Raw genomic sequence first — 23791 nt, 5'->3', positions numbered from 1 at the left:
CCCCTTCGCGAGCAAGCTCGCTGCCACAGGTTTCGAGGTGTACGCAGGGTTTGCGTTCACCAATAATCATTGTGGGAGCGAGCTTGCTCGCGAAAGCTGCATCAGCGGCTCAGATACATCCGGGTGGTCAGCAAATAAACCGGCAGTCCCGAGACCAATATCAACAGCGCCGCGTAAGGCGCCGCCGCCGCAAATTCGACATTCGCGGTGTGCGCCCAGACTTCGGTGGCTAATGTATTGAGCCCGGTCGGACTCAACAGCAGCGTCGCCGTCAGCTCTTTCATCGCATCCAGAAAAACCAACGCAAACGCTGCGCCCAATGCCGGGAAAATGATCGGCAGCGTCACCCGGCAAAATGCCGTGAACGACGATGCGCCCAGCGTGCGCGCCGCTTCTTCCAGTTGCGGTGCAGCCTTGTTCAGCGCAGTGCGAATCGGTGCCTGAGCCAGCGGCAGAAACAGCAGCGCATAAGCGATCAGCAGCAAACCAGATGTCTGGTACAGCGCCGGCACGTAATGCAGGGCGAAATACACCAGCGTCAGTGCGATCACCAGACCTGGCAGCGCATGCAGCAGATAGGGCAGGCGCTCGGCCCAGATCGCCAGTTGACCTTTATAACGCACCACCAGCAGGCCGACCGGCACCGCCAGCAGCAGGCACAGTGCTGCGCCACCCAGTGACAACGCCAGCGACGACAGCAGCGCTTCGGTAATTGCCGCGACCGGGAATGCCGCCGATGACCCGACGGCCAGCCAATACGCCAACATGCCCAGCGGAATCCCGCTGCCGATAATCGCCAGCGTCAGGCAATACACCTGACCGACAGCGGCCCAGGGTCCCAGCCTGACTTGCTCGGCCTGACGCGCCGCGCCCTGGCCGGTGCGTACGTGTCGGCCTTTGCCGCGCACGCGCAGTTCCAGCCACAACAGCACCAGGCACAGCGCTAGCAATACCGCAGAAAGCATCGCCGCATTAGCGTTGCTGAACTCCAGTTCGAACTGCTGATAGATCGCGGTGGTGAAGGTTTGCAGACCGATGATCGACAGCGCGCCGAACTCCACCAGCATGTGCAAGGCAATCAACAGCGAGCCGGCCAGCAGCGATGGCCAGAGCAGGGGGAGGGTGATGCGAAAAAACACCCCCCAACGGTTCTGGCCCAGGGTGCGGGCGGATTCTTCAAGGGATGGATCGAGATTGCGCAGGGTCGCGGCGACAGGCAGGAAGATCAGCGGGTATTTCGACAGGCTCATCACCAGAATCGCACCGCCAAGGCCTTCGAACTGTGCGCTCAGCGACACCCAGGTGAAGCTGCTGACAAATGCCGGCACCGCGAACGGCAGGCATAAAATCACGCCCCATAGGCGTCGCCCCGGCAAATTGCTGCGTTCCAGCAGCCAGGCCAGCGACAGACCGATCACGCCGCAGGTGACGGTCACGCCGACCATCAATGCCAGGGTGTTGCGCAGCAGGCCGAAAACGTAAGGGCGCCACAACAGGTGCAGCGCTTCGGCCCAGCCGGCCTGCCAGGTTTTCAGCCCGACATACGCCAGCGGCAGCAGGCTCATCACTACCAGCAACAACACGGGCAGTAACAGCCAGATCGACGGCCGCTTGCGTCGTGGCACGTAACCCCCGCGCATGGCGGGGGTGGTTAACGGTGCGGTCATCAGTTCAAGCCAACTTCGCGTTCCAGATCCAGCGCTTCTTCGGCATTGCCCAGGTCGGCCGGGGTGACGTTCGGCGCTTCCAGCTCGCTGAACGGCTTGAGGCCACGATCAGATTCCATTCCTTTATGCAGCGGGTATTCGGCCGTGGTCTGAGTGACCACCCGCTGACCTTCTTCGCTGGCCATATAGGCGAGGAATTGCTGGGCTTCTTTTGGATGCTTGCTGGATTTCAGCACGGCGGCACTGGAGACGGTGATCAGGCCGCCGACGTCGCCGCCGGTGAAGTAGTGCAGTTTCGAATCCAGTTTGCCTTTCTCGCGCTGCAGGGCGAACCAGTAGTAGTTGTTCACCAGCACGGTGGCGACTTCGCCGTTTTCCACCGCTTTGAGCGCAACCATGTTGTTGCTGTAGGTCTTGCCGAATGCGCGCAGACCGGTCAGCCATTCTTCGGCGGCGTCACGACCGTGCATCTTGATAATGGCCACGGCCTGTTCCTGGAACGCGCCGCTGGTTGGCACGAAGCCGACCTTGCCTTGCCATTGCGGATCGGAGAACTCCATCACCGATTTCGGCAGGTCTTTCTCATCGATCAGTTTCGGGTTGTAGGCAACCACACGGACCCGGGCGGTTACGCCGATCCAGGTGCCGTTGCTTGCGACGTATTTTTCCGGCAGCACGGCCAGCGTGGCGTCATCGGCCTTGGCCAGCAGGCCTTGTTCGCCAAGTTTGTTCAGTGGCGGGGATTCTTCGGTGTAGATCACGTCGGCTGGCGAGCGGTCGCCTTCTTCGACGATCTGGCTGGCAAGCTGATTGCTGCTGCCCTTGCGGACATTAACGTGTATGCCGGTCTTGGCTTCGAAGGCTTTGGCGATCGCATCGCCGACCTCCTTGTGCTGGCCGTTGTAGAGAGTCAGGGAAACCGCATCGGCAGCCTGGGTGAGGGGAGTGGCGAGTGCCAGGCCGAGGAGGGTGAAGGTCAAGCCTCGGCGCAGGGTATTTCGAAACGTCATTCTCAGGGTTCCTCACTGTCGCATTGCAAAATCTTGCAACAATGATAAACGATATTGTTTCTCAAGTGCGCCTTGCGGGGTGAGGAGGGGTCTGATAATGCAGTTGGTGTTCATTCCTGCAGGGTGCAATCGAATTCCGATTAGGGCGTCGGAAATTTCAGGAACGCAGAAACGCAAAAACCCGCTTTCGCGGGTTTTGAGAAATTCAGGGTCGAAACCTTGAATTTGAATTGGTGCCCAGAAGAAGACTCGAACTTCCACGACCTTGCGGTCACCAGCACCTGAAGCTGGCGTGTCTACCAATTTCACCATCTGGGCAATCATCGCAAGCGTTGCCGCTGTTGATGTGGCGCACTATACGGAGCGCTTTTTGATCTGTAAACCCCTGATTTAATTTTAATAAATCGGTTTTAACAAATCCTTTTCTTAGAATGCAAAAAACCCGCTTTCGCGGGTTTTTGGCTGAGTCTTGAAACTGATCTAGTCTCAAACTCTAAATTGGTGCCCAGAAGAAGACTCGAACTTCCACGACCTTGCGGTCACCAGCACCTGAAGCTGGCGTGTCTACCAATTTCACCATCTGGGCAGTATCGGCAGCGCTTGTGCGTCGTCGATGGCGCGCACTATACGGAGCGTCTTTTTAACTGTAAACCCCTGCTGCCAAATATTTTGATTTTTTTTACCAGCGGTGTTCAAAACCGCTTTAAAACGGCGATACAGTGCTTTAGATGGGCCTTTATAGTCTGAAATTTCCCGTTTGATGGCGCCTATGCCAAACTAACCCGTATATAGACAAGGTGAAAACTCTCTAATGGCCGATTGGCAGTCCCTCGATCCCGAGGCCGCTCGTGAAGCGGAAAAATATGAAAACCCTATTCCAAGCCGCGAACTGATCCTTCAGCACCTTGCTGATCGAGGTTCGCCAGCTGCCCGCGAGCAACTGGTCGAAGAATTTGGTCTGACCACAGAAGACCAGATCGAAGCCCTGCGTCGCCGTCTGCGCGCAATGGAGCGCGACGCTCAACTGATCTATACACGTCGTGGCACTTATGCACCGGTCGATAAACTCGACCTGATCCTGGGCCGCATCAGCGGCCACCGGGACGGTTTTGGCTTCCTGGTGCCGGACGACGGCAGCGACGACCTGTTCATGAGCCCGGCGCAAATGCGTCTGGTGTTCGACGGTGACCGTGCGCTGGCCCGTGTCTCCGGCCTCGACCGTCGCGGTCGCCGCGAAGGCATGATCGTCGAAGTGGTCTCGCGTGCTCACGAAACCATCGTCGGCCGTTACTTCGAAGAGGGCGGTATTGGTTTCGTCGTTGCGGACAATCCGAAGATCCAGCAGGAAGTGCTGGTCACGCCGGGCCGTAACGCCAACGCCCAAATCGGTCAGTTTGTCGAAGTGAAGATCACTCACTGGCCGACGCCACGCTTTCAGCCGCAAGGCGATGTGGTTGAAGTCGTGGGCAACTACATGGCGCCGGGCATGGAAATCGATGTCGCCTTGCGCGCTTACGATATCCCGCACGTCTGGCCTGAAGCGGTATTGAAAGAAGCCGCCAAGCTCAAGCCTGAAGTCGAAGAGAAAGACAAAGAGAAGCGCATCGACCTGCGCCACCTGCCGTTCGTGACCATCGACGGTGAAGATGCTCGCGACTTCGATGACGCGGTCTACTGCGAAGCCAAACCTGGCAAGTTGCGCCTGTTCTCCGGCGGCTGGAAGTTGTACGTGGCCATTGCCGACGTCTCCAGCTACGTGAAGATCGGTTCGGCGCTGGACAATGAGTCTCAGGTTCGCGGCAACTCGGTGTACTTCCCCGAGCGTGTCGTGCCGATGCTGCCTGAGCAACTGTCCAATGGCCTGTGCTCGCTGAATCCGCACGTCGATCGTCTGGCCATGGTTTGCGAGATGACCATCTCCAAATCCGGCGAGATGACCGACTACTGCTTCTACGAAGCGGTGATTCACTCCCACGCTCGCCTGACCTACAACAAGGTCAGTGCGATGCTGGAAACGCCGAAACTTACCGAGGCGCGTCAGCTGCGCGGCGAGTACAACGACGTGCTGCCGCACCTCAAGCAGCTTTATGCGCTGTACAAGGTTTTGCTGGCCGCTCGTCACGTTCGTGGCGCCATCGATTTCGAAACGCAGGAAACCCGGATCATCTTCGGGACCGAGCGCAAGATTGCCGAGATCCGTCCAACCGTTCGCAACGATGCGCACAAGCTGATCGAGGAATGCATGCTGGCGGCCAACGTGGCCACCGCTGAATTCCTCAAAAAGCACGAAATTCCTGCGCTGTATCGCGTTCACAACGGCCCGCCGCCGGAGCGTCTGGAAAAACTGCGCGCGTTCCTCGGTGAGCTTGGTCTGTCCCTGCATAAAGGCAAGGAAGGCCCGTCGCCGAAGGATTATCAGGCACTGCTGGCCAGCATCAAGGACCGTCCGGATTTCCATCTGATCCAGACCGTGATGCTGCGTTCGCTGAGCCAGGCGGTGTACAGCGCTGACAACCAGGGCCACTTCGGTCTGAATTACGAAGCGTATACCCACTTCACTTCGCCGATCCGTCGTTACCCGGACCTGCTCACGCACCGCGCCATCCGCAGCGTGATCCATTCGAAACAGGACACCCCGCACGTTCGCCGTGCTGGTGCGATGACTATTCCGAAGGCGCGTATTTATCCGTACGACGAAGCAGCGCTGGAGCAACTCGGCGAGCAATGCTCGATGAGCGAGCGCCGTGCCGACGAAGCCACTCGTGACGTAGTGAACTGGCTCAAGTGCGAGTTCATGAAGGATCGCGTGGGCGAATCGTTCCCGGGCGTGATCACTGCCGTGACCGGTTTTGGTTTGTTCGTCGAGCTGACCGATATCTATGTCGAAGGTCTGGTGCATGTCACCGCGCTGCCGGGCGACTACTACCACTTCGACCCTGTGCATCACCGCCTTGCGGGCGAGCGTACCGGTCGCAGCTTCCGTCTTGGCGACACCGTTGAGGTGCGCGTCATGCGTGTCGATCTCGACGAGCGCAAGATCGATTTCGAGATGGCCGAAAAAACCATCAGCGCACCGATTGGTCGCAAGAAGCGTGGCGCCGAAACGGCTGCACCTGCTGCCAAAGCCGCGGCGGAACCGGCTCCAGCGAAAACCGCTGGCCGCCGTCCTGCCAAGGAAAAGGTCAGTGATGCCTATCGCCCAAGCGATGCCGTGGCGAAAAACGCCGAGCTGCGCAAAAGCCGTGAACTGAAGCAGGCTTTGCTCGCCGATGCGAAAAACGGTGGTAAAGCGGCGTCCGGGGGAAAGACCGGACGGTCGGCGCCTGAAAATGCGACCGGCGGCAAGCCAGCCAAGCCGAGCAAACACCGTAAAGGCCCGCCGAAAGCGGGTTCGGCTCCAGCCAAAAGTGGCGGGGCACGTAAACCGAAGGCGAAGTCATGAGTCAGTTGGAAAAAATCTACGGCGTTCACGCGGTAGAAGCGTTGCTGCGTCACCACCCCAAGCGCGTCAAACAGATCTGGCTGGCTGAAAGCCGCAACGATCCGCGCGTGCAGACCTTGATCGAACTGGCTAACGAGAATCGTGTCCAGGTGGGTCAGGCCGAGCGTCGGGAGATGGACGCCTGGGTTGAAGGCGTGCACCAGGGCGTGGTTGCGGACGTCAGTCCGAGTCAGGTCTGGGGCGAGGCAATGCTCGACGAATTGCTCGATCGCACTGACGGTGCGCCATTGTTGCTGGTGCTCGATGGCGTGACCGATCCGCACAACCTCGGCGCCTGCCTGCGTTCGGCAGATGCTGCCGGTGCGTTGGCAGTCATCGTGCCAAAAGACAAGTCAGCCACCCTGACACCTGTCGTGCGTAAAGTGGCCTGCGGCGCGGCGGAAGTGATTCCCCTCGTTGCAGTGACCAACCTGGCACGCACGCTGGAAAAGCTCCAGCAGCGCGGTCTGTGGGTTGTCGGTACGGCGGGCGAGGCCGAGGTCAGTATCTATGACCAGGACCTGACTGGCCCGACCATCCTGATCATGGGTGCTGAAGGCAAGGGCATGCGTCGCCTGACCCGTGAGCATTGCGACTATCTGGTGAACCTGCCGATGGCCGGTAGCGTCAGCAGCCTCAACGTTTCGGTGGCAACTGGCGTGTGCCTGTTCGAGGCGCAGCGTCAGCGCGGTGCCAAGGCCAAGGCTTCCGCGAAGAAGTCCTGAGTCGTACACGGTTCAAATGTGGGAGCGAGCCTGCTCGCGAAAGGGGGGCTGTCAGTCGACGTAAATGTTGCTGGCAGACCGCATTCGCGAGGAGGCTCGCTCCCACAGTGTTAAGTGGTGTGGCATGAATTGGTGATTGTTCAAATAATCACCAATTGCCTTGCACCTCTTCAGTCCCTTCTCTACAATTGCGCCCCTTGCTGTGACGGCAGGCACGCATGTGCCCCGCGCCAGCAAGTCCATAAGTGTCATTCACTCCTTGTCTGACCGTTTTTGAGCGGCAGGCTACAACCCGTAAGGAGCATTCATGCGTCATTACGAAATCATCTTTTTGGTCCACCCGGATCAAAGCGAGCAAGTCGGCGGCATGGTAGAGCGTTACACCAAGCTGATCGAAGAAGACGGCGGCAAAATCCACCGTCTGGAAGATTGGGGCCGTCGTCAACTGGCCTACGCAATCAACAATGTTCACAAGGCTCACTACGTGATGCTGAACGTTGAGTGCACTGGCAAGGCCCTGGCCGAGCTGGAAGACAACTTCCGCTACAACGATGCAGTGATCCGTAACCTGGTCATCCGTCGCGAAGAAGCCGTTACCGGCCAATCCGAGATGCTCAAGGCTGAAGAAAACCGCAGTGAGCGCCGTGAGCGTCGCGACCGTCCTGAGCACGAAGGCGCTGATAGCGCTGATAGTGATGACAGCGACAACAGCGATAACGCTGACGAGTAATCCACGGACCTTTTAAGGAGCCTATCAAATGGCACGTTTCTTCCGTCGTCGTAAATTCTGCCGCTTCACAGCTGAAGAAGTGAAAGAGATCGATTACAAAGATCTCAACACTCTGAAAGCCTACGTATCCGAGACCGGCAAAATCGTTCCAAGCCGCATCACCGGTACCAAAGCTCGTTATCAGCGTCAGCTGGCCACCGCTATCAAGCGCGCCCGCTTCCTGGCCCTGCTGGCCTACACCGACAGCCACGGCCGCTGAGACCGGGCAGTCGACAAGTAGCAAAGGATTGAATGCATGCGTGCCTTAGCTGAGTTCATTATGCGAGGCCGTATGCAGGCCACTCTCGTAGTGGCCGGATGTGCAACATTGCCGTTGTTGTATTGGTTGGGTGCTGCCGCCGGGAGCCTTGTGCTTCTGCGGCGCGGATTGAAAGACGCTCTTGGCGTTCTTTCACTGGGGCTGCTGCCAGCGTTGATCTGGTGGTTGTATGCCGATGACCCACGGGCGCTTCTGGTGCTTTTGGGGTCTTCGGGGCTTGCGTTGGTTTTGCGCGCAAGTGAGTCCTGGGTTCGCACGCTGCTGGTTAGCGTAGCCGTTGGAGTGGTGTTTTCAGTGGTGCTCGGGGCGGCGTTTGCGGCCCAGATCGAGATGCTCGCGCAGGCCCTCATAAAGGTCATGCCAGCGCTTCTCGGTGAGACCTACAAGCAATTGTCGGTTGATGAGCAAGCGCGTTTCGCGTCCCTGATTGCGCCAGTCCTGACCGGACTGATTGCGGCTTTGTTGCAGATCGTCAGCGTGCTGAGCCTGATTGTCGGGCGTCATTGGCAGGCGTTGTTGTACAACCCGGGTGGTTTTGGTCGCGAGTTTCGCGCCATCCGGATCCCGCTGGGGCCGGCGATGTTACTGCTGGCGTTGATGCTTCTGGGCCCGAATCTCGGTGCACAGATGGCCATGTTGACGCCGTTGTGCAGTGTACCGCCGGTGTTCGCCGGACTTGCCTTGATTCATGGGCTGGTCGGGCAGAAGCGACTGGCCGGTTTCTGGCTGGTGGGGTTGTACGTCACGCTGTTGCTGTTCATGCAGCTGATCTATCCGTTGCTGGTGGTCTTGGCCATTGTCGACAGCCTGATTGATTTTCGCGGTCGTCACGTGTCGAAAGACACCGACAGCGCGAACGGTGAAGGTTAAAAGTTAGAGGATTTTCACATGCAACTGATCCTTCTGGAAAAAGTCACCAACCTGGGCAACCTGGGTGACAAAGTAAACGTTAAGGCCGGTTACGGCCGTAACTACCTGCTGCCTTACGGCAAGGCTACCGCAGCGACCCCAGCGAACATCGCTGCGTTCGAAGAGCGTCGTGCCGAGCTGGAAAAAGCTGCCGCAGACCGTAAAGCATCGGCTGAAAGCCGTGCTGCCCAACTGGCCGAGCTGGAAGTGACCATCACTGCCACCGCTGGCGACGAAGGCAAGCTGTTCGGTTCGATCGGTACTCACGACATCGCTGACGCACTGACCGCTTCCGGCGTTGAAGTGCAGAAGAGCGAAGTTCGTCTGCCGAACGGCACCATCCGCAACGTAGGCGAATTCGACGTAGCCGTGCACCTGCACGCCGAAGTTGAAGCCACCGTACGCGTTGTAGTGGTAGCAGCTTAAGCAACACCTGATCGGCTGGCGGCTTGTACGTCAGACGGTTAACATCGGGCACGATCCTGTTTACAGGTCGTGCCCTTTGTCTTTCTGCATTCCCTGTTTTTACTAAACAACTCAAGTGGCCATGAACGATATCTCCGCTCCCGAGCAATACGATCTGCAAACCGCTGCCCTGAAGGTGCCGCCGCATTCCATCGAAGCCGAACAGGCTGTTCTCGGTGGTCTGATGCTGGACAACAACGCCTGGGAACGCGTGCTCGATCAAGTCTCCGACGGCGATTTCTATCGACATGACCACCGCCTGATATTCCGCGCGATCGCCAAACTGGCCGATCAGAACTCCCCGATTGACGTCGTGACCCTTGCCGAACAACTGGACAAGGAAGGTCAGACGTCTCAGGTTGGCGGTCTCGGTTACCTCGGCGAACTGGCGAAAAATACGCCGTCCGTCGCCAACATCAAGGCCTATGCGCAGATCGTTCGTCAGCGTGCGACGCTGCGCCAACTGATCGGCATCAGCACCGAGATCGCCGACAGTGCCTTCAACCCGGAAGGCCGCACTGCCGAGGAAATCCTCGACGAAGCCGAGCGCCAGATCTTCGCAATTGCCGAGGCCCGGCCTAAAACCGGCGGCCCGGTGGGTGTGAACGAGTTGCTGACCAAGGCCATCGACCGAATCGACACACTGTTCAACACCGACAACGCCATTACCGGCCTGTCGACCGGTTACACCGACCTCGATGAGAAGACCAGCGGCCTGCAGCCGGCTGACTTGATCATCGTTGCTGGCCGTCCGTCGATGGGTAAAACCACCTTCGCGATGAACCTGGTGGAAAACGCCGTACTGCGCAGCGACAAGGCCGTTCTGGTGTACTCCCTCGAGATGCCAGGCGAATCGCTGATCATGCGTATGCTCTCGTCCCTCGGCCGGATCGATCAGACCAAGGTGCGTTCCGGTCAGTTGGAAGATGACGACTGGCCGCGCCTGACCTCGGCGGTCAACCTGCTCAATGATCGCAAGCTGTTCATCGATGACACCGCCGGCATCAGCCCGTCAGAGATGCGTGCCCGCACCCGGCGGCTGGCGCGTGAACACGGTGACATCGGCCTGATCATGATCGACTACCTGCAACTCATGCAGATTCCAGGTTCCGGTGGCGACAACCGGACCAACGAGATTTCCGAAATCTCGCGTTCCTTGAAAGCCCTGGCCAAGGAATTCAATTGCCCGGTGGTCGCACTGTCCCAGCTCAACCGCTCCCTGGAGCAACGTCCGAACAAACGCCCGATCAACTCCGACCTCCGGGAATCCGGAGCGATCGAGCAGGATGCCGACGTCATCATGTTCGTTTACCGGGACGAGGTGTATCACCCGGAGACCGAGCACAAAGGCATCGCCGAAATCATCATCGGCAAGCAGCGTAACGGCCCGATCGGCTTTATCCGGCTGGCGTTTATCGGTAAATACACACGCTTCGAAAATCTCGCGCCGGGCAGCTACAACTTCGACGACGACGAATAAAGGCTGGCCGCAATCGCCCGGCCAGCCTATTGGCGCAAAGGCATCAGGCCGTCGTGCCTGCCGCCTCCCCAACGGTGCTGCCGGTTGAATACCCGGCCAGCTCCTGGCGGGTCAGGGATTCGATCAATACGCTTTCCGCAACGATCCATGATGCTTGCAGTGAATTGGACTGCGTCTGGTAATCAGCCGGTGCCAGTTCGTTGGCCGCATGCAAATCGTCGAGCGCTGCCTGGCGATCCTGAAACGGTTGCCGCTGCGTTTCAAAATCCACCTGGTACTTGTTGGTGATGAATTTCTGCCAGAACTCCCTGGTCACCACCGCCTGGAACTCTTGCGCGGAGTTGTCCAGCGCCAGCACGCTCTGGTGAGCCGCGTTCACCTGCTCATCTGAAACATCGACCAGACGATCGAAGCCCATGCGCTCAGGTTGCCCGGGCAATAGCAGGCGGTCGCGCAGGGCGTGGCGATAGAACAATCTGATTTCGACCTCTTCCGGTATCTGCGGCGCGGGCAGCCGACGCGCCTCTTCAGGCGGCCTGGATTGGGCGATTGCGGCCTCGCGCTGGGCAATATCGGCCGCCGCGAGGGTGTCGACCTCGTGTAACCGGAACAAGGCCCTGGACAGTTGGAACAGCGCTGGCCCCTGTTCCCTGTCGCCGGCCTGGGCGAGTGCGTGATGCATCATGACTCTGGTTTCGAGGTTGGCGAAGGTGAATGCCGCACGATCACAGCAGGTGGCTTCTCCCGCCCGATCGAACACTTCCCGGCGCAAGTTTTCGGATCGCTCGCTGTTTTCGCTCATGCTGTCGATCAGTTTCCACACGCGCTGTTGCAGGTCGGCGCGGCCGGCACCCTCTGGCAACAACAGGCGGTCAAGGGTATCGAACAGGCCGCCCGAGCCCTGCTGAGCCTCCAGGCCTGCCATTGAATCCTTCTGGCCTGCACGGCAACCTTGCTCAAAGGTTTGCGAACCGAGTTGCCTGTATTCGGTGGTTTTACTGCGATGGGGCCGGACGGGCCCTTTGGTTTTTTGCCGATCATGAATACTCATCCTTGAGCAATCGTCGAGCAGCCCTGTCAGTCAGGGCTGCTGCAAGTTCAGTGAAGGTTTGTGTCCGCCAAGGTGTCTCTCGTCCTACTGTTGCTGAGGGGGCAGTGGCGCGGCGATTTCGCTCAGCAGAGTCTGCGGGCGCGCATCGGTGAAGCCGGCGATGCGCAGGCGCACCAGATACAGCCTCAATTTTTCGAGGGTGGCAGCGGAAAGCGGATTGTCCCGAACATAAATCTTGTTGCTCAACATTCCCGACCGCACCAGCTGGTCTTGTGAGGGCGAGATAATCGAGTCGGCAATTTCGGTAAGCTGGTTGGACCGCAGATCGAGAATTTCAAGAAACGCTGCCTCGTTCACACCCTCCGGCCATTGCGTCAGCCCTGTGCGCGCCAGTCCGAGCTTTCGCAGAAACAGCAGGCGACTGAGGTTTAGCCTTTCCTTGATCAGGTTGTCGTTCAGCACTACCACCTCCAGTTTTAATGGCAGCGGTGAGGTGTACTTGTCGATGGTAATCCGGTTTTTCTCAAGGTTCAGGTGGGTCAGACCGTGCATGTCGCGCAGGTCGTAGGGCAGGTCGATCAGTTCATTTCTCGACAGGTCAAGGCTGGTGATGTGTTTGAAAGGCTTGAGGTGCGTGGCAAGAATCAATTTGTTGTTGCTCAGATCCAGGGCGGTCACATGACGGAAGTCGATGCCGTCCAGAGAGGGCAGGTTGGTCAGGCCAAGACCACTCAGATCAAGTTTTTCGCCCAGCAGCGGGCCAGCGGCGGCCAGATGCACAACCCCCTTCTTTCTCCAGCAATCGATAATTCGTTGACGGGCGACAGTCTGGTCGCCGTGGTGCCAGAAGGTTAGCTGGCGCTGCAAGGCGTTCAGCTCCCGTTCGTACTGCGCCAGGCGCCCCGGCGTATCCGCGCCCATGTTCTGCAGCATTGCGTTGATCTGATTCTCGTCCAGGAAGGGGAATAGCGCGCGTGCGCGGCGGTGCGGGGGTAGCAGCGCGCGCAACCTTTCGCCGTAGGAGTCCGGGTTGAACCACGGTATCTGTGTCTCTGCGCGGTACAGGCCACCGGCACCCGGCACCGCCGCTTCGATCCAGCCGTGCCGAGGGTCGAAAACCACCGGCTCCGAACGACCCGGTCGAGTGCCCACGTAGACATTGTCGACATCGGCAGCGACGGGGTCTTGGGCGCGAACGATGCGCCAGACCGGTGTGGTCGGTGTAGACACTTCAAGGTCACGCACGACTTGATAGGCGTGGCTGCGGATCAGGGCGTAAAGCCTGCCGTCAAAATGGTGCAGGCCATCGGCGTCGGGCGCGATGCCGGTGAAATCGATCTCGCTGCGAAAGGCCTCCAGGCGACGGTCACTCAGGTGGCGCGGTGATGCTTCGTGGCGAGGAACTTCGCGCCAGTACTGGCCGTCGGCGTCGGGTTGCAGGAGTGGGCCGGACGGCGTGCGCTCGCTTGAGTGCCTGGCCCGGTAGAACCCGGTTTCAGGATCCATCGCGATCTGCACGATGTGGTTATCGGGCAGAGTGACGTAGGTGCGCCCCTTGATGATGCGCGCACCTTCGGCAGGGGTGTCGTCCCACCCCGACGGCGTCACCCGGTAATTTTCCAGGCCACGCGATAACGCGGGCGACGTCGCGTTCAGCGGCGACTGCATGGCGTTCACCTGTACGGTGGGCACGGGCCTGATGGCGTCAGGGTCGACGCCATCAGGTCGCGTGATCGCAGGTCGATGGGGCAGGACCGCAGGATGAACCGTGGGGACGTCGATGCGCGGATGACCATCAGGTCCCGGCGCGCCGGTTTTCGGTAATGTTGTCGTGGTGGCGCCGCTGGCGCCCTTGCTGGTCTTGCCGATCATGAGTACTCATCCTTGAGTCGTTGTCATGTTCGCCCCGCAATAATGCAAGGCTTGGATATCGTGATTGCATGGCCGGTACGCTTGCCCCGGCAGGGGGGGTGGGCGTCCGACGGCCTCTGTGATGCAGGGATGAAGAGAAACCGACCATTGCCGTCGGAATTGGTTATTTTTTGTGCTATATTCCGCGCCCGCGATTTTTCATCTCAACACCGGTCGTCGACATGCAAACAGCCAAGCCGTTATTTGACTATCCAAAATATTGGGCCGAATGTTTCGGACCAGCGCCATTCCTGCCGATGAGCAGGGAGGAGATGGATCAGCTTGGCTGGGATTCCTGCGACATCATCATTGTTACGGGAGATGCCTACGTCGATCACCCGTCGTTCGGCATGGCAATCATCGGCCGGCTGCTGGAGTCGCAAGGCTTCCGCGTCGGGATCATTGCCCAACCGAACTGGCAGTCCAAAGACGACTTCATGAAGCTCGGCGAGCCGAACCTGTTCTTCGGCGTCGCGGCCGGCAACATGGACTCGATGATCAACCGCTACACCGCCGACAAGAAAATCCGTTCCGATGACGCCTACACCCCGGGCGGCATGGCCGGCAAGCGTCCGGATCGCGCCAGTCTGGTCTACAGCCAGCGCTGCAAGGAAGCCTACAAAAACGTGCCGATCGTGCTCGGCGGCATCGAAGCTTCGCTGCGCCGCATCGCGCACTACGACTACTGGCAGGATCGCGTGCGTAACTCGATCCTGATCGACGCCTGCGCCGACATCCTGCTGTACGGCAATGCCGAGCGGGCGATTGTCGAAGTCGCCCAGCGTCTGTCCTACGGTCACAAGATTGAAGACATCACTGATGTGCGCGGCACCGCGTTCATCCGTCGTGACACGCCTGCGGGCTGGTACGAAGTCGATTCCACGCGCATTGACCGTCCGGGCAAGGTCGACAAGATCATCAACCCGTACGTGAACACCCAGGACACCCAGGCCTGCGCCATCGAGCAGGAGAAGGGGCCGGTTGATGATCCGGAAGAAGCCAAGGTCGTGCAGATTCTGGCCAGCCCGCGCATGACCCGCGACAAGACCGTGATCCGTCTGCCGTCGATGGAGAAGGTGCGGGGCGATGCGGTGCTGTACGCCCACGCCAACCGCGTGCTGCATTTGGAAACCAACCCGGGCAACGCCCGTGCGCTGGTGCAGAAACATGGCGAAGTAGACGTCTGGTTCAACCCGCCACCGATTCCGATGACCACTGAAGAAATGGACTACGTGTTCGGCATGCCTTATGCCCGTGTCCCGCATCCTGCGTACGGCAAGGAAAAAATCCCGGCCTACGACATGATCCGTTTCTCGGTGAACATCATGCGTGGCTGCTTCGGCGGCTGCACCTTCTGCTCGATCACCGAGCACGAGGGCCGGATCATCCAGAACCGCTCCGAAGAGTCGATCATTCGTGAAATCGAAGAGATCCGCGACAAGGTGCCAGGCTTCACCGGCGTCATTTCCGACCTCGGCGGCCCGACCGCGAACATGTACCGCATCGCCTGCAAGAGCCCGGAAATCGAATCCGCGTGCCGCAAGCCGTCCTGCGTGTTTCCGGGGATCTGCCCGAACCTGAACACCGACCATTCCTCGCTGATCCAGTTGTACCGTAGCGCCCGCGCGTTGCCGGGTGTGAAGAAGATCCTGATCGCTTCCGGCCTGCGTTATGACCTCGCGGTCGAGTCGCCGGAGTACGTCAAGGAGCTGGTGACCCACCACGTGGGTGGTTACCTGAAGATCGCCCCGGAACATACCGAGGAAGGTCCGCTCAACCAGATGATGAAGCCGGGCATTGGCAGCTATGACAAGTTCAAGCGCATGTTCGAGAAGTACACCAAGGAAGCGGGCAAAGAGCAGTACCTGATTCCGTACTTCATTGCCGCACACCCGGGCACCACCGACGAAGACATGATGAACCTGGCCCTGTGGCTCAAGGGTAATGGTTTCCGTGCCGACCAGGTGCAGGCGTTCTACCCGTCGCCGATGGCCACCGCCACCGCGATGTACCACTCGGGCAAGAACCCGCTGCGCAAGGTCAGCTACAAGAGTGACAGCGTGACCATCGTCAAGAGCGAAGAGCAGCGTCGTCTGCACAAGGCGTTCCTGCGTTATCACGACCCGAAAGGCTGGCCGATGCTGCGTGAAGCGCTGCAACGCATGGGCCGTAGCGATCTGATCGGGCCGGGCAAGGATCAATTGATTCCGTTGCATCAGCCGTCTACCGACACCTACCAGAGCGCCCGTCGCAAGAACTCGACGCCGGCTGGCAGCCATAAAGTGGCGAAGGAAGGTAAAGAGAAGACCACCAAGATTCTCACTCAGCACACCGGCCTGCCGCCGCGTGCCAGTGATGGCGGCAATCCGTGGGACAAGCGTGAACAGGCCAAGGCTGCGGCGTTCGCCCGCAACCAGCAGGCTGCCAAGGAGCGCAAGGACGCGGCCAAGGGCAAAGGGCCGAAGCCGACACGCAAACCGGTCGTGCCCCGCTAAACATTGCTTGAGCTGAACAAAACGCCAACCTTCGGGTTGGCGTTTTGCATTTCAGGGGGCGGGGAACCAGGTGTCAGGAAGATCGACTCCCCCTCACCCCAGCCCTCCCGAAACGTCGCACCGCCCCCAAGGGGGCGAGGGGGAAAGGGAGCCGATCCCCACGCTGTTCAACCATCAGTTCAACTCGGTCTTTCACGTCGGTGTAGCTCGAATAAACGACTCGGTCAGTCCCCTCTACCTCTGGGAGAGGGCTAGGGTGAGGGCAAGCTTCGCAACATTTACGTGCATCGGGTCCAAACCATTTCCCCGCATCGCCCGATTTTGGTGCTGTACTGCCCTGAGCATTCCGCGAGAGCGCCCAAGCCTGTGCATGGCATAAGTCTTGCGCGCTTTCGAATACGCTTAGGCTCGCAGGAGGCACGCCGTGTCGATTCATGTCGCATTGCATCACGTCACGCATTACCGCTACGACCGCGCTGTCGAACTCGGCCCGCAGATCGTTCGCCTGCGCCCGGCGGCCCACAGCCGCACGCGGATTCTTTCGTATGCGCTGAAAGTCTCGCCCGAGCAGCACTTCATCAACTGGCAGCAGGACCCGCAGGGCAATTACCTCGCCCGGTTGGTATTCCCGGAGAAAACCGACGAACTGCGCATTGAAGTCGACCTGCTGGCGGAAATGGCGGTGTTCAACCCGTTCGACTTCTTCCTCGAACCCTACGCCGAGAAAATCCCCTTCGCCTATGCCACCGATGAGCGCAAGGAGCTGGCGCCGTACCTCGAAACCTTGCCGCTGACGCCGGCATTCAAAGCCTATCTCGACGGCATCGACCGTACGCCGCTGCCCGCTGTGGATTTTCTGGTCGCGATCAATCAGCGTCTGAGCGAAGACATCAGTTACCTGATTCGCATGGAGCCGGGCGTGCAAACCCCGGAGCACACCCTCGAACATGCCTGCGGATCGTGCCGCGACTCGGCATGGCTGCTGGTGCAATTGCTGCGCAACCTCGGACTGGCGGCGCGGTTTGTCTCCGGTTACCTGATTCAACTGACCGCCGACGTGAAAAGCCTCGACGGACCATCCGGCACCGAGGTCGATTTCACCGACCTGCATGCCTGGTGCGAAGTGTATTTGCCGGGCGCTGGCTGGATCGGCCTCGATGCCACGTCAGGGCTGTTCGCCGGTGAAGGGCACATCCCGTTGGCCTGTAGTCCCGATCCGTCCTCGGCGGCACCGATCAGCGGCATGGTTGAACCCTGCGAGACTCAGTTCAGCCACGAAATGTCGGTTGAGCGAATCTGGGAAGCGCCAAGGGTCACCAAGCCCTACACCGACGAGCAGTGGCTGGCGATTCAGGCGCTGGGCCGGCAAATCGATGCCGACCTGCTGGAGGGCGACGTACGCCTGACCATGGGCGGCGAACCGACCTTCGTTTCCATCGATGACCCGGACGGCGCCGAATGGAACACCGCCGCCCTCGGCGAGGACAAGCGGCGGCTCTCAGCCGAGCTGTTCCAGCGCATGCGTAAACATTACGCGCCGCAGGGGCTGGTGCATTTCGGCCAGGGCAAGTGGTACCCCGGTGAGCAACTGCCGCGCTGGTCGCTCAATTGCTATTGGCGCCGCGACGGCGTGCCGATCTGGCGCAACAACGCGTTGATCGCCGATGAACAGCAGGATTACGCCGCCGATGGCGAACTGGCCGGACGCTTTCTGGCCAGTGTTGCCGAACGCCTGAAACTGCCTGCGCGGTTTGTGTTCCCGGCCTACGAGGACAATTTCTATTACCTGTGGCGTGAGGGTACGTTACCGAGCAACGTCAGCGCCGAAGATTCGCGTCTGGAAGAACCGCTGGAGCGTGCGCGGCTGCGAAAAGTCTTCAGTCAGGGACTCGACAAGGTCATCGGCCAGGTGCTGCCGCTGGCGCGCACCGCCAAGGGCGATCAATGGCAGAGCGGGCGCTGGTATCTGCGCGACGAGCATTGCCGTCTGGTGCCGGGCGACTCGCCGCTGGGCTATCGTTTGCCGTTGGGCGCGCAGCCTTGGGTGAAAGCGGCCGAGTATCCGTTTATCCATCCGCAGGACCCGAATCAGGACTTCCCCGAGCTACCGCAGACAGCGCAACTCAACAGTCACGGCGAACCGGCCTCGGCTCACGAACGCCAACCGAAAATCGAGGAATCCGCCGACTGGCTGACCCGCACCGCGTTCTGCGCTGAAGCACGAGAAGGGCGCTTGTACCTGTTCATGCCGCCGCTGGAGCGGGTCGAGGATTATCTGGAATTGGTCGCAGCCATCGAAGCCACCGCCCAAGAGCTGCGCTGTCCGGTGCTGCTGGAGGGCTACGAGCCGCCCAGCGATCCGCGCCTGAGCAACTTCCGGATCACCCCGGACCCGGGCGTGATCGAGGTCAACGTGCAGCCGTCGGCGACCTGGGACGAATTGGTCGAGCGCACCGAGTTTCTTTATGAAGAGGCGCGGCAAACCCGCCTGACCACTGAGAAGTTCATGATCGACGGGCGCCATACCGGCACCGGCGGCGGCAACCACTTCGTCCTCGGTGGCGCGACGCCGGCGGACTCACCGTTTCTGCGCCGTCCGGATCTGCTGCGCAGCCTGATCAGTTACTGGCACAACCATCCGTCGTTGTCCTATCTGTTTTCCGGCTTGTTCATCGGTCCGACCTCGCAGGCGCCGCGCGTCGATGAGGCGCGTAACGACGCCTTGTATGAACTGGAAATCGCCTTCTCGCAGATGCCGGAGCCGGGCGAAGCGTGCGCACCTTGGCTGGTCGATCGACTGCTGCGCAACTTGCTGATCGACGTCACCGGCAACACCCACCGCGCAGAATTCTGCATCGACAAACTCTATTCACCGGACGGCGCCACCGGGCGCCTCGGCTTGCTGGAGCTGCGCGCCTTTGAAATGCCGCCGCACGCGCGCATGAGCCTGGCCCAGCAATTGTTGTTGCGGGCGCTGGTCGCACGTTTCTGGCGCGAGCCTTATGCGCCGTCGAAACTGGCGCGCTGGGGCACCGAACTGCACGATCGGTTCATGTTGCCGCACTTCATCGAACAGGATTTCGCCGACGTTATCGTTGAACTCAACAGTGCCGGTTATCCGCTGCGGGCCGAGTGGTTCGCGGCGCATCTGGAATTTCGTTTTCCCAAGGTTGGCGATTACGCGGTCAACGGTATCGAACTGGAACTGCGTCAGGCCCTTGAACCGTGGCATGTGCTGGGTGAAGAGGGCACGGCGGGCGGCACGGTACGTTACGTCGATTCATCCCTGGAGCGCTTGCAGGTCAAGCTCAAAGGCCTGCCACCGCAACGCTACCTGCTGACCTGCAACGGCATCGCGGTGCCATTGCATCCGACCGGGCGAGTCGGCGAGTTTGTCGCCGGCGTGCGTTACCGCGCCTGGCAACCGGCCAACTGCCTGCAACCGACCATCCCCGTGCACGCGCCACTGGTGTTCGACCTGCTCGATACGTGGATGGCGCGCTCTGTGGGCGGCTGTCAGTACCACGTCGCGCATCCGGGCGGGCGCAATTACGAATCGCTGCCGGTCAACGCCAACGAAGCGGAGAGCCGGCGCATGGCGCGTTTCTTCCGGGTCGGACATACCCCGGGGAAACTTCCTATACCCGATGTGGAAGTAAACGACGAGCTACCGATGACAATCGATTTACGCCGTTTCTGAATCGCACACAGCGCCCGGATGTTTCGTCTATCCGGGCGTCATGTGCCTGCGTTAGTCTGATCTTTCCCTGCTGTCTGCCGAGCTTTCCATGCCTGACCTGCTAGACCGCTACCCGCTGACGGCGGGCACTTATCATGAACTGCTGGATGCCAGCGGTGCGGTGCGCCCGCATTGGCAGCGGCTGTTCGACCAACTGCAACGCAGCACCCCGGCGCAACTGGTGCAGCGTCAGGCGTTGCTGGCGCGGCAGATTCAGGAAAACGGCGTCACTTATAACGTCTATGCCGATCCCAAAGGCGCGGATCGGCCGTGGGAACTGGATTTGCTGCCGCATGTGATTGCGGCGGATGAGTGGCAGCAATTGTCGGCCGGGATCGCCCAGCGAGCACGACTGCTCAATGCCGTGCTGGCCGATTTGTATGGGCCGCAGCGCTTGATCAGCGAAGGCTTGCTGCCGGCGGAACTGGTCTTTGGTCACAACAATTTTCTGTGGCCGTGTCAGGGCATTGTGCCGCCGGCCAGTGCTTTTCTGCATCTGTACGCCGTGGATCTGGCGCGCACGCCGGACGGGCGCTGGTGGGTGACGGCAGATCGCACGCAGGCACCCTCGGGTGCCGGGTACGCCTTGGAAAACCGCACCATCGTGTCCCGCGCCTTCCCCGAGTTGTACCGTGATCTGAAGGTGCAGCATCTGGCCGGCTTCTTTCGCACGTTGCAGGAAACACTGGCTCGACAGGCGCCCACTGATGACGAAGCGCCGCTGGTGGTGTTGCTGACGCCGGGGCGGTTTAACGAAAGCTACTTCGAACACCTCTATCTGGCGCGTCAGCTCGGTTATCCATTGGTGGAGGGCGGCGATCTGACGGTGCGTGATGCCACGGTCTACCTGAAAACCCTCAGCGGCCTGCGCCGCGTGCACGCGATCATGCGGCGGCTCGACGACGACTTCTGCGATCCACTGGAGCTGCGCACGGACTCGGCGCTCGGCGTTCCCGGTCTGCTTGAAGCGGTGCGGCAGGGGCGGGTGCTGGTCGCCAACGCGCTGGGCAGCGGCGTGTTGGAGTCGCCGGGGTTGCTGGGTTTTCTGCCGAGGATCAACCAATTCCTGTTCGGCGAAGACTTGATCCTGCCCTCCATCGCAACCTGGTGGTGTGGTGAGGCGCCGGTGTTGGCTCAGGCGCTGGAAAAGCTGCCTGAACTATTGATCAAACCGGCCTTTCCTTCACAAAGCTTCGCGCCGGTATTCGGCCGCGATCTGAGTGAAAAGCAGCGCCAATCCCTCGCGGAGCGCATGCAGGCGCGCCCTTACGCCTATGTTGCGCAAGAGTTGGCTCAGCTTTCCCAGGCGCCAATCTGGCAAGCCGAAGACGGCCAGTTGCAACCCCGTGCGATCGGTATGCGTGTGTACGCCGCGGCCAGCGGTGATGGCTATCGAGTGCTGCCGGGTGGGTTGACCCGAGTGGCGGCCGAGGCTGACGCCGAAGTGGTGTCGATGCAGCGCGGCGGGGCGAGCAAGGACACCTGGGTGCTGGGCGATCGTCCGCCGAGCGGCGAACAGTGGAAGACCCAGCGCAACGTCGGCGTGCACGATCTGGTCAGGCGCGATCCTTATCTGCCGTCGCGGGTGGTGGAAAACCTGTTCTGGTTCGGTCGTTACTGCGAGCGCTGCGACGACAGTGCGCGGCTGCTGCGCATCATGCTCGCGCGGTATGTCGACGGCGACGACCCGCAAGCGCTGCAAGCCGCGGTCGAGCTTGGCGAGCGACTGTCGCTGTTGCCGGACGAAGGTGAGCTGCCGGAGCGTTTGCTGGCCGCGCTGCTCGGCGAAGACTGGTCGTTCAGCCTGCGCTCCAACCTGCAACGCTTGCAGTGGGCGGCCTCCCAGGTGCGCGGCAAGCTCTCCAGGGAAAACTGGCAGGCGCTGGTCGAGTTGCAGCGTGAAGCGTTGGAGCTGGAGACCGACGAGCCGGATTTTGGCGAGTTGCTGGATTTTCTCAACCGTCTGGTGATGTCGCTGGCGGCACTGTCAGGGTTTGCCCTGGACGACATGACCCGTGACGAAGGCTGGCGCTTCCTGATGATCGGTCGGCGCATCGAGCGCCTGCAATTTCTCAGCAGCAGTCTGGCGGGGTTCCTGCGTGGCGCCGGTGCGTTCGATCAGGCCGGGCTCGAGTGGTTGCTGGAATTGGGCAACAGCAGCATCACTTACCGCTCACGCTATCTGGCGGTGGCGCAGTTGATTCCGGTGCTCGACCTGTTGCTGCTCGATGAACAGAACCCGCATGCGGTGTTGTTCCAGCTGAAACTGGTGACCCGCACGTTGAAACGCCTGAACGATGATTTCGGCGTGCCACGGGAGGCCGGACTGCCGCAACTGGTCGAACGCCTGGCACGATTTGATCTGGGCTGCCTGGAGAATCCATTGTTCGGAGCATCCAGCGTGCGCTCGGCGCTCGATGGTCTGGCGGATCTGCTGCAAGAAATCGCCGAAGCCAGCGGCCAAGTCTCGGATCGACTGGCCCTGCGCCATTTCGCCCATGTCGATGATGTCAGCCAGCGCACGGTGTCCGTCTGATGAGCGCGCATTACCAGATCTTTCACGACACCTGTTATCACTACGACAGCCCGGTTTCCTTGGCCCAACAATTGGCGCACCTGTGGCCGCGCGAGTGCAGTTGGCAGCGCTGCACGCAACGACAATTGCTGATCAGCCCGCAACCATCGGCCCGTCGCGATGAGCTGGATGTGTTCGGCAATCCGTTGACGCGGCTGGCGTTCGAGCGACCGCACGATGAGTTGCAGGTCAACGCCCGGCTCACCGTTGAAGTGCTGGCGCGACCTTTACTCGATTTCAACCAGTCTCCGGCGTGGGAGCTGACGCGCAATGCCCTGACCTACAGCAGCCGGCCGCTACCCTGCGATCTGCTTGAGGCTAGCCGTTATCGTTTCCAGTCACCGTACGTGCATTTGAAACGCAGTTTCGTCGAGTTCTCGCAAAGCTGTTTTCCACCCGGGCAGCCGTTACTGTTGGGTGTCCAGGCCCTGATGCAGAAGATTTTCAGCGAGTTCACCTTTGATGCCGAAGCCACCCAGGTGGCGACGCCGCTCGTGGAAGTGCTTGAGCGCCGTCGTGGGGTCTGTCAGGACTTCGCGCATCTGATGCTGGCCTGCTTGCGCTCAAGAGGCCTGGCGGCGCGTTATATCAGCGGCTATCTGTTGACTCGGCCGCCACCGGGGCAGCCACGATTGATCGGCGCCGATGCGTCGCATGCCTGGGTATCGGTGTTTTGCCCGGTGCTGGGCTGGGTGGATTTCGATCCGACCAACAATGTGCAGCCGGCGCTGGAGCACATCACTTTGGCGTGGGGACGGGATTTTTCTGATGTGTCGCCGTTGCGCGGGGTGATTCTGGGCGGGGGGAGCCATGATCCGGAAGTGCGGGTCACGGTGATGCCAGTCGAGTAACACAATCCCTGTGGGAGCGGGTTCTCGTGGGGTGTTCGGATGTGGCGGGGAGAACTGTGAGGGCCGGCGGTCATACCGCCAGCCCCTTCACGGATCCGCGGGGTCTGATTTCAATCATCAAACCCGGTGGGGCTCAGGCGTCGGGCGCCTGATCTTTCGGTGCTTCGGTTGCATCAACATCATCATCCGTCGCCACTTCACCGTCAGGGTTCAGTGCCGCTTCTTCAGCTACTTGTTTCTTGCGCTGAAGCTTTTCCTCTTTCTTCTTTTCCTTTTCCAGGTCTCGTTGACGTTTGGCGAAGGAGTAATTGGGTTTGGCCATGGGCGATCCTCTAGGGTCGAAGGTGAGGTTGAGCGGCGCGTATTCTGCCCTGTATCGGTGC

General features: G+C 60.2%; 17 protein-coding genes and 2 tRNA genes. 11 read left to right on the top strand and 8 right to left on the bottom strand.

Annotated features, from left to right (window positions below):
* Positions 1 to 101: 101 nt before the first annotated feature.
* The 5 genes from AB4P91_RS02690 to AB4P91_RS02670 form a co-directional block, all read right to left on the bottom strand.
* The gene (locus tag AB4P91_RS02690; RefSeq protein ID WP_150594044.1) at positions 102 to 1667 is read right to left on the bottom strand and encodes an iron ABC transporter permease; all 1566 of its coding nucleotides are present in this window, start codon (positions 1665 to 1667) and stop codon (positions 102 to 104) included.
* Positions 1667 to 2677 (bottom strand): iron ABC transporter substrate-binding protein, encoded by a 1011-nt coding sequence (locus AB4P91_RS02685; protein WP_150596073.1) that lies wholly within the window; start codon positions 2675 to 2677, stop codon positions 1667 to 1669. Before AB4P91_RS02685 ends, AB4P91_RS02690 begins: the two co-directional genes overlap by 1 nt.
* A gap of 12 nt (positions 2678 to 2689) precedes the next feature.
* On the bottom strand, positions 2690 to 2938 hold the full coding sequence (locus AB4P91_RS02680; protein WP_150596074.1) for a hypothetical protein: 249 nt from the start codon (positions 2936 to 2938) through the stop codon (positions 2690 to 2692).
* Positions 2909 to 2995, bottom strand: a tRNA-Leu gene (locus AB4P91_RS02675). The genes AB4P91_RS02680 and AB4P91_RS02675 overlap by 30 nt, the downstream gene beginning before the upstream one ends.
* 181 nt (positions 2996 to 3176) lie before the next feature.
* Positions 3177 to 3263 (bottom strand) — tRNA-Leu (locus AB4P91_RS02670).
* Positions 3264 to 3488: 225 nt separating this feature from the next.
* Here AB4P91_RS02670 and rnr point away from each other — a divergent pair.
* From rnr to dnaB, 7 genes are all read left to right on the top strand, one after another.
* Positions 3489 to 6119 (top strand): ribonuclease R, encoded by a 2631-nt coding sequence (rnr, locus tag AB4P91_RS02665; RefSeq protein ID WP_042557395.1) that lies wholly within the window; start codon positions 3489 to 3491, stop codon positions 6117 to 6119.
* Positions 6116 to 6883: a 23S rRNA (guanosine(2251)-2'-O)-methyltransferase RlmB gene (gene rlmB / locus AB4P91_RS02660; protein ID WP_042557396.1), complete on the top strand. Its 768-nt coding sequence runs from the start codon at positions 6116 to 6118 to the stop codon at positions 6881 to 6883. The genes rnr and rlmB overlap by 4 nt, the downstream gene beginning before the upstream one ends.
* A gap of 307 nt (positions 6884 to 7190) precedes the next feature.
* A complete protein-coding gene (rpsF, locus tag AB4P91_RS02655) occupies positions 7191 to 7613 on the top strand; it encodes a 30S ribosomal protein S6 (RefSeq protein ID WP_003236224.1) in 423 nt (140 codons plus the stop codon).
* 28 nt (positions 7614 to 7641) lie between these two features.
* Positions 7642 to 7872, top strand: a complete 231-nt coding sequence (gene rpsR / locus AB4P91_RS02650; RefSeq protein ID WP_003171373.1) for a 30S ribosomal protein S18 — start codon at positions 7642 to 7644, stop codon at positions 7870 to 7872.
* Between the two features lie 36 nt (positions 7873 to 7908).
* Positions 7909 to 8802 (top strand): hypothetical protein, encoded by an 894-nt coding sequence (locus AB4P91_RS02645; RefSeq protein WP_395604270.1) that lies wholly within the window; start codon positions 7909 to 7911, stop codon positions 8800 to 8802.
* Between the two features lie 18 nt (positions 8803 to 8820).
* Positions 8821 to 9267 carry a 50S ribosomal protein L9 gene (gene rplI, locus AB4P91_RS02640; RefSeq protein WP_042557398.1) on the top strand — a complete coding sequence of 149 codons (447 nt, stop codon included), beginning with the start codon at positions 8821 to 8823 and terminating at the stop codon, positions 9265 to 9267.
* Positions 9268 to 9388: 121 nt separating this feature from the next.
* Positions 9389 to 10786 carry a replicative DNA helicase gene (gene dnaB, locus AB4P91_RS02635; protein ID WP_042557399.1) on the top strand — a complete coding sequence of 466 codons (1398 nt, stop codon included), beginning with the start codon at positions 9389 to 9391 and terminating at the stop codon, positions 10784 to 10786.
* Between the two features lie 43 nt (positions 10787 to 10829).
* On the opposite strand, the gene AB4P91_RS02630 is transcribed toward dnaB, so the two are convergent.
* On the bottom strand, positions 10830 to 11711 hold the full coding sequence (locus tag AB4P91_RS02630; RefSeq protein WP_395604269.1) for an NEL-type E3 ubiquitin ligase domain-containing protein: 882 nt from the start codon (positions 11709 to 11711) through the stop codon (positions 10830 to 10832).
* Between the two features lie 210 nt (positions 11712 to 11921).
* On the bottom strand, positions 11922 to 13709 hold the full coding sequence (locus AB4P91_RS02625) for a hypothetical protein (protein WP_395604268.1): 1788 nt from the start codon (positions 13707 to 13709) through the stop codon (positions 11922 to 11924).
* A gap of 221 nt (positions 13710 to 13930) precedes the next feature.
* Between AB4P91_RS02625 and AB4P91_RS02620 the strand changes: the two genes are divergently transcribed.
* From AB4P91_RS02620 to AB4P91_RS02605, 4 genes are all read left to right on the top strand, one after another.
* Positions 13931 to 16243 (top strand): YgiQ family radical SAM protein, encoded by a 2313-nt coding sequence (locus AB4P91_RS02620; RefSeq protein WP_150594050.1) that lies wholly within the window; start codon positions 13931 to 13933, stop codon positions 16241 to 16243.
* Between the two features lie 424 nt (positions 16244 to 16667).
* The gene (locus tag AB4P91_RS02615) at positions 16668 to 19943 is read left to right on the top strand and encodes a DUF2126 domain-containing protein (RefSeq protein WP_395604267.1); all 3276 of its coding nucleotides are present in this window, start codon (positions 16668 to 16670) and stop codon (positions 19941 to 19943) included.
* An 88-nt stretch (positions 19944 to 20031) separates the two neighbouring features.
* Positions 20032 to 22518 (top strand): circularly permuted type 2 ATP-grasp protein, encoded by a 2487-nt coding sequence (locus AB4P91_RS02610; RefSeq protein WP_150596079.1) that lies wholly within the window; start codon positions 20032 to 20034, stop codon positions 22516 to 22518.
* Entirely contained in the window at positions 22518 to 23408 is an 891-nt protein-coding gene (locus tag AB4P91_RS02605) for a transglutaminase family protein (protein ID WP_150596080.1), read from the top strand. Before AB4P91_RS02610 ends, AB4P91_RS02605 begins: the two co-directional genes overlap by 1 nt.
* A gap of 133 nt (positions 23409 to 23541) precedes the next feature.
* On the opposite strand, the gene AB4P91_RS02600 is transcribed toward AB4P91_RS02605, so the two are convergent.
* Complete coding sequence (locus AB4P91_RS02600; protein WP_042557406.1) at positions 23542 to 23730, bottom strand: hypothetical protein; 189 nt, start codon at positions 23728 to 23730, stop codon at positions 23542 to 23544.
* Positions 23731 to 23791: the final 61 nt, after the last annotated feature.

It is taken from the genome of Pseudomonas sp. B21128, assembly GCF_044218865.1.
Classification (GTDB): Bacteria; Pseudomonadota; Gammaproteobacteria; order Pseudomonadales; family Pseudomonadaceae; genus Aquipseudomonas; species Aquipseudomonas iridis.
This window is presented reverse-complemented; position numbering and strand designations above follow the sequence as displayed.

Bases quoted from the DNA above. Each gene is read 5' to 3' on its own strand.
- AB4P91_RS02690 (WP_150594044.1), bottom strand. From the start codon at position 1,667: ATGACCGCACCGTTAACCACCCCCGCCATGCGCGGGGGTTACGTGCCA.
- AB4P91_RS02685 (WP_150596073.1), bottom strand. From the start codon at position 2,677: ATGACGTTTCGAAATACCCTGCGCCGAGGCTTGACCTTCACCCTCCTC.
- rnr (WP_042557395.1), top strand. From the start codon at position 3,489: ATGGCCGATTGGCAGTCCCTCGATCCCGAGGCCGCTCGTGAAGCGGAA.
- rlmB (WP_042557396.1), top strand. From the start codon at position 6,116: ATGAGTCAGTTGGAAAAAATCTACGGCGTTCACGCGGTAGAAGCGTTG.
- rpsF (WP_003236224.1), top strand. From the start codon at position 7,191: ATGCGTCATTACGAAATCATCTTTTTGGTCCACCCGGATCAAAGCGAG.
- rpsR (WP_003171373.1), top strand. From the start codon at position 7,642: ATGGCACGTTTCTTCCGTCGTCGTAAATTCTGCCGCTTCACAGCTGAA.
- AB4P91_RS02645 (WP_395604270.1), top strand. From the start codon at position 7,909: ATGCGTGCCTTAGCTGAGTTCATTATGCGAGGCCGTATGCAGGCCACT.
- rplI (WP_042557398.1), top strand. From the start codon at position 8,821: ATGCAACTGATCCTTCTGGAAAAAGTCACCAACCTGGGCAACCTGGGT.
- dnaB (WP_042557399.1), top strand. From the start codon at position 9,389: ATGAACGATATCTCCGCTCCCGAGCAATACGATCTGCAAACCGCTGCC.
- AB4P91_RS02630 (WP_395604269.1), bottom strand. From the start codon at position 11,711: ATGGCAGGCCTGGAGGCTCAGCAGGGCTCGGGCGGCCTGTTCGATACC.
- AB4P91_RS02625 (WP_395604268.1), bottom strand. From the start codon at position 13,709: ATGATCGGCAAGACCAGCAAGGGCGCCAGCGGCGCCACCACGACAACA.
- AB4P91_RS02620 (WP_150594050.1), top strand. From the start codon at position 13,931: ATGCAAACAGCCAAGCCGTTATTTGACTATCCAAAATATTGGGCCGAA.
- AB4P91_RS02610 (WP_150596079.1), top strand. From the start codon at position 20,032: ATGCCTGACCTGCTAGACCGCTACCCGCTGACGGCGGGCACTTATCAT.
- AB4P91_RS02605 (WP_150596080.1), top strand. From the start codon at position 22,518: ATGAGCGCGCATTACCAGATCTTTCACGACACCTGTTATCACTACGAC.
- AB4P91_RS02600 (WP_042557406.1), bottom strand. From the start codon at position 23,730: ATGGCCAAACCCAATTACTCCTTCGCCAAACGTCAACGAGACCTGGAA.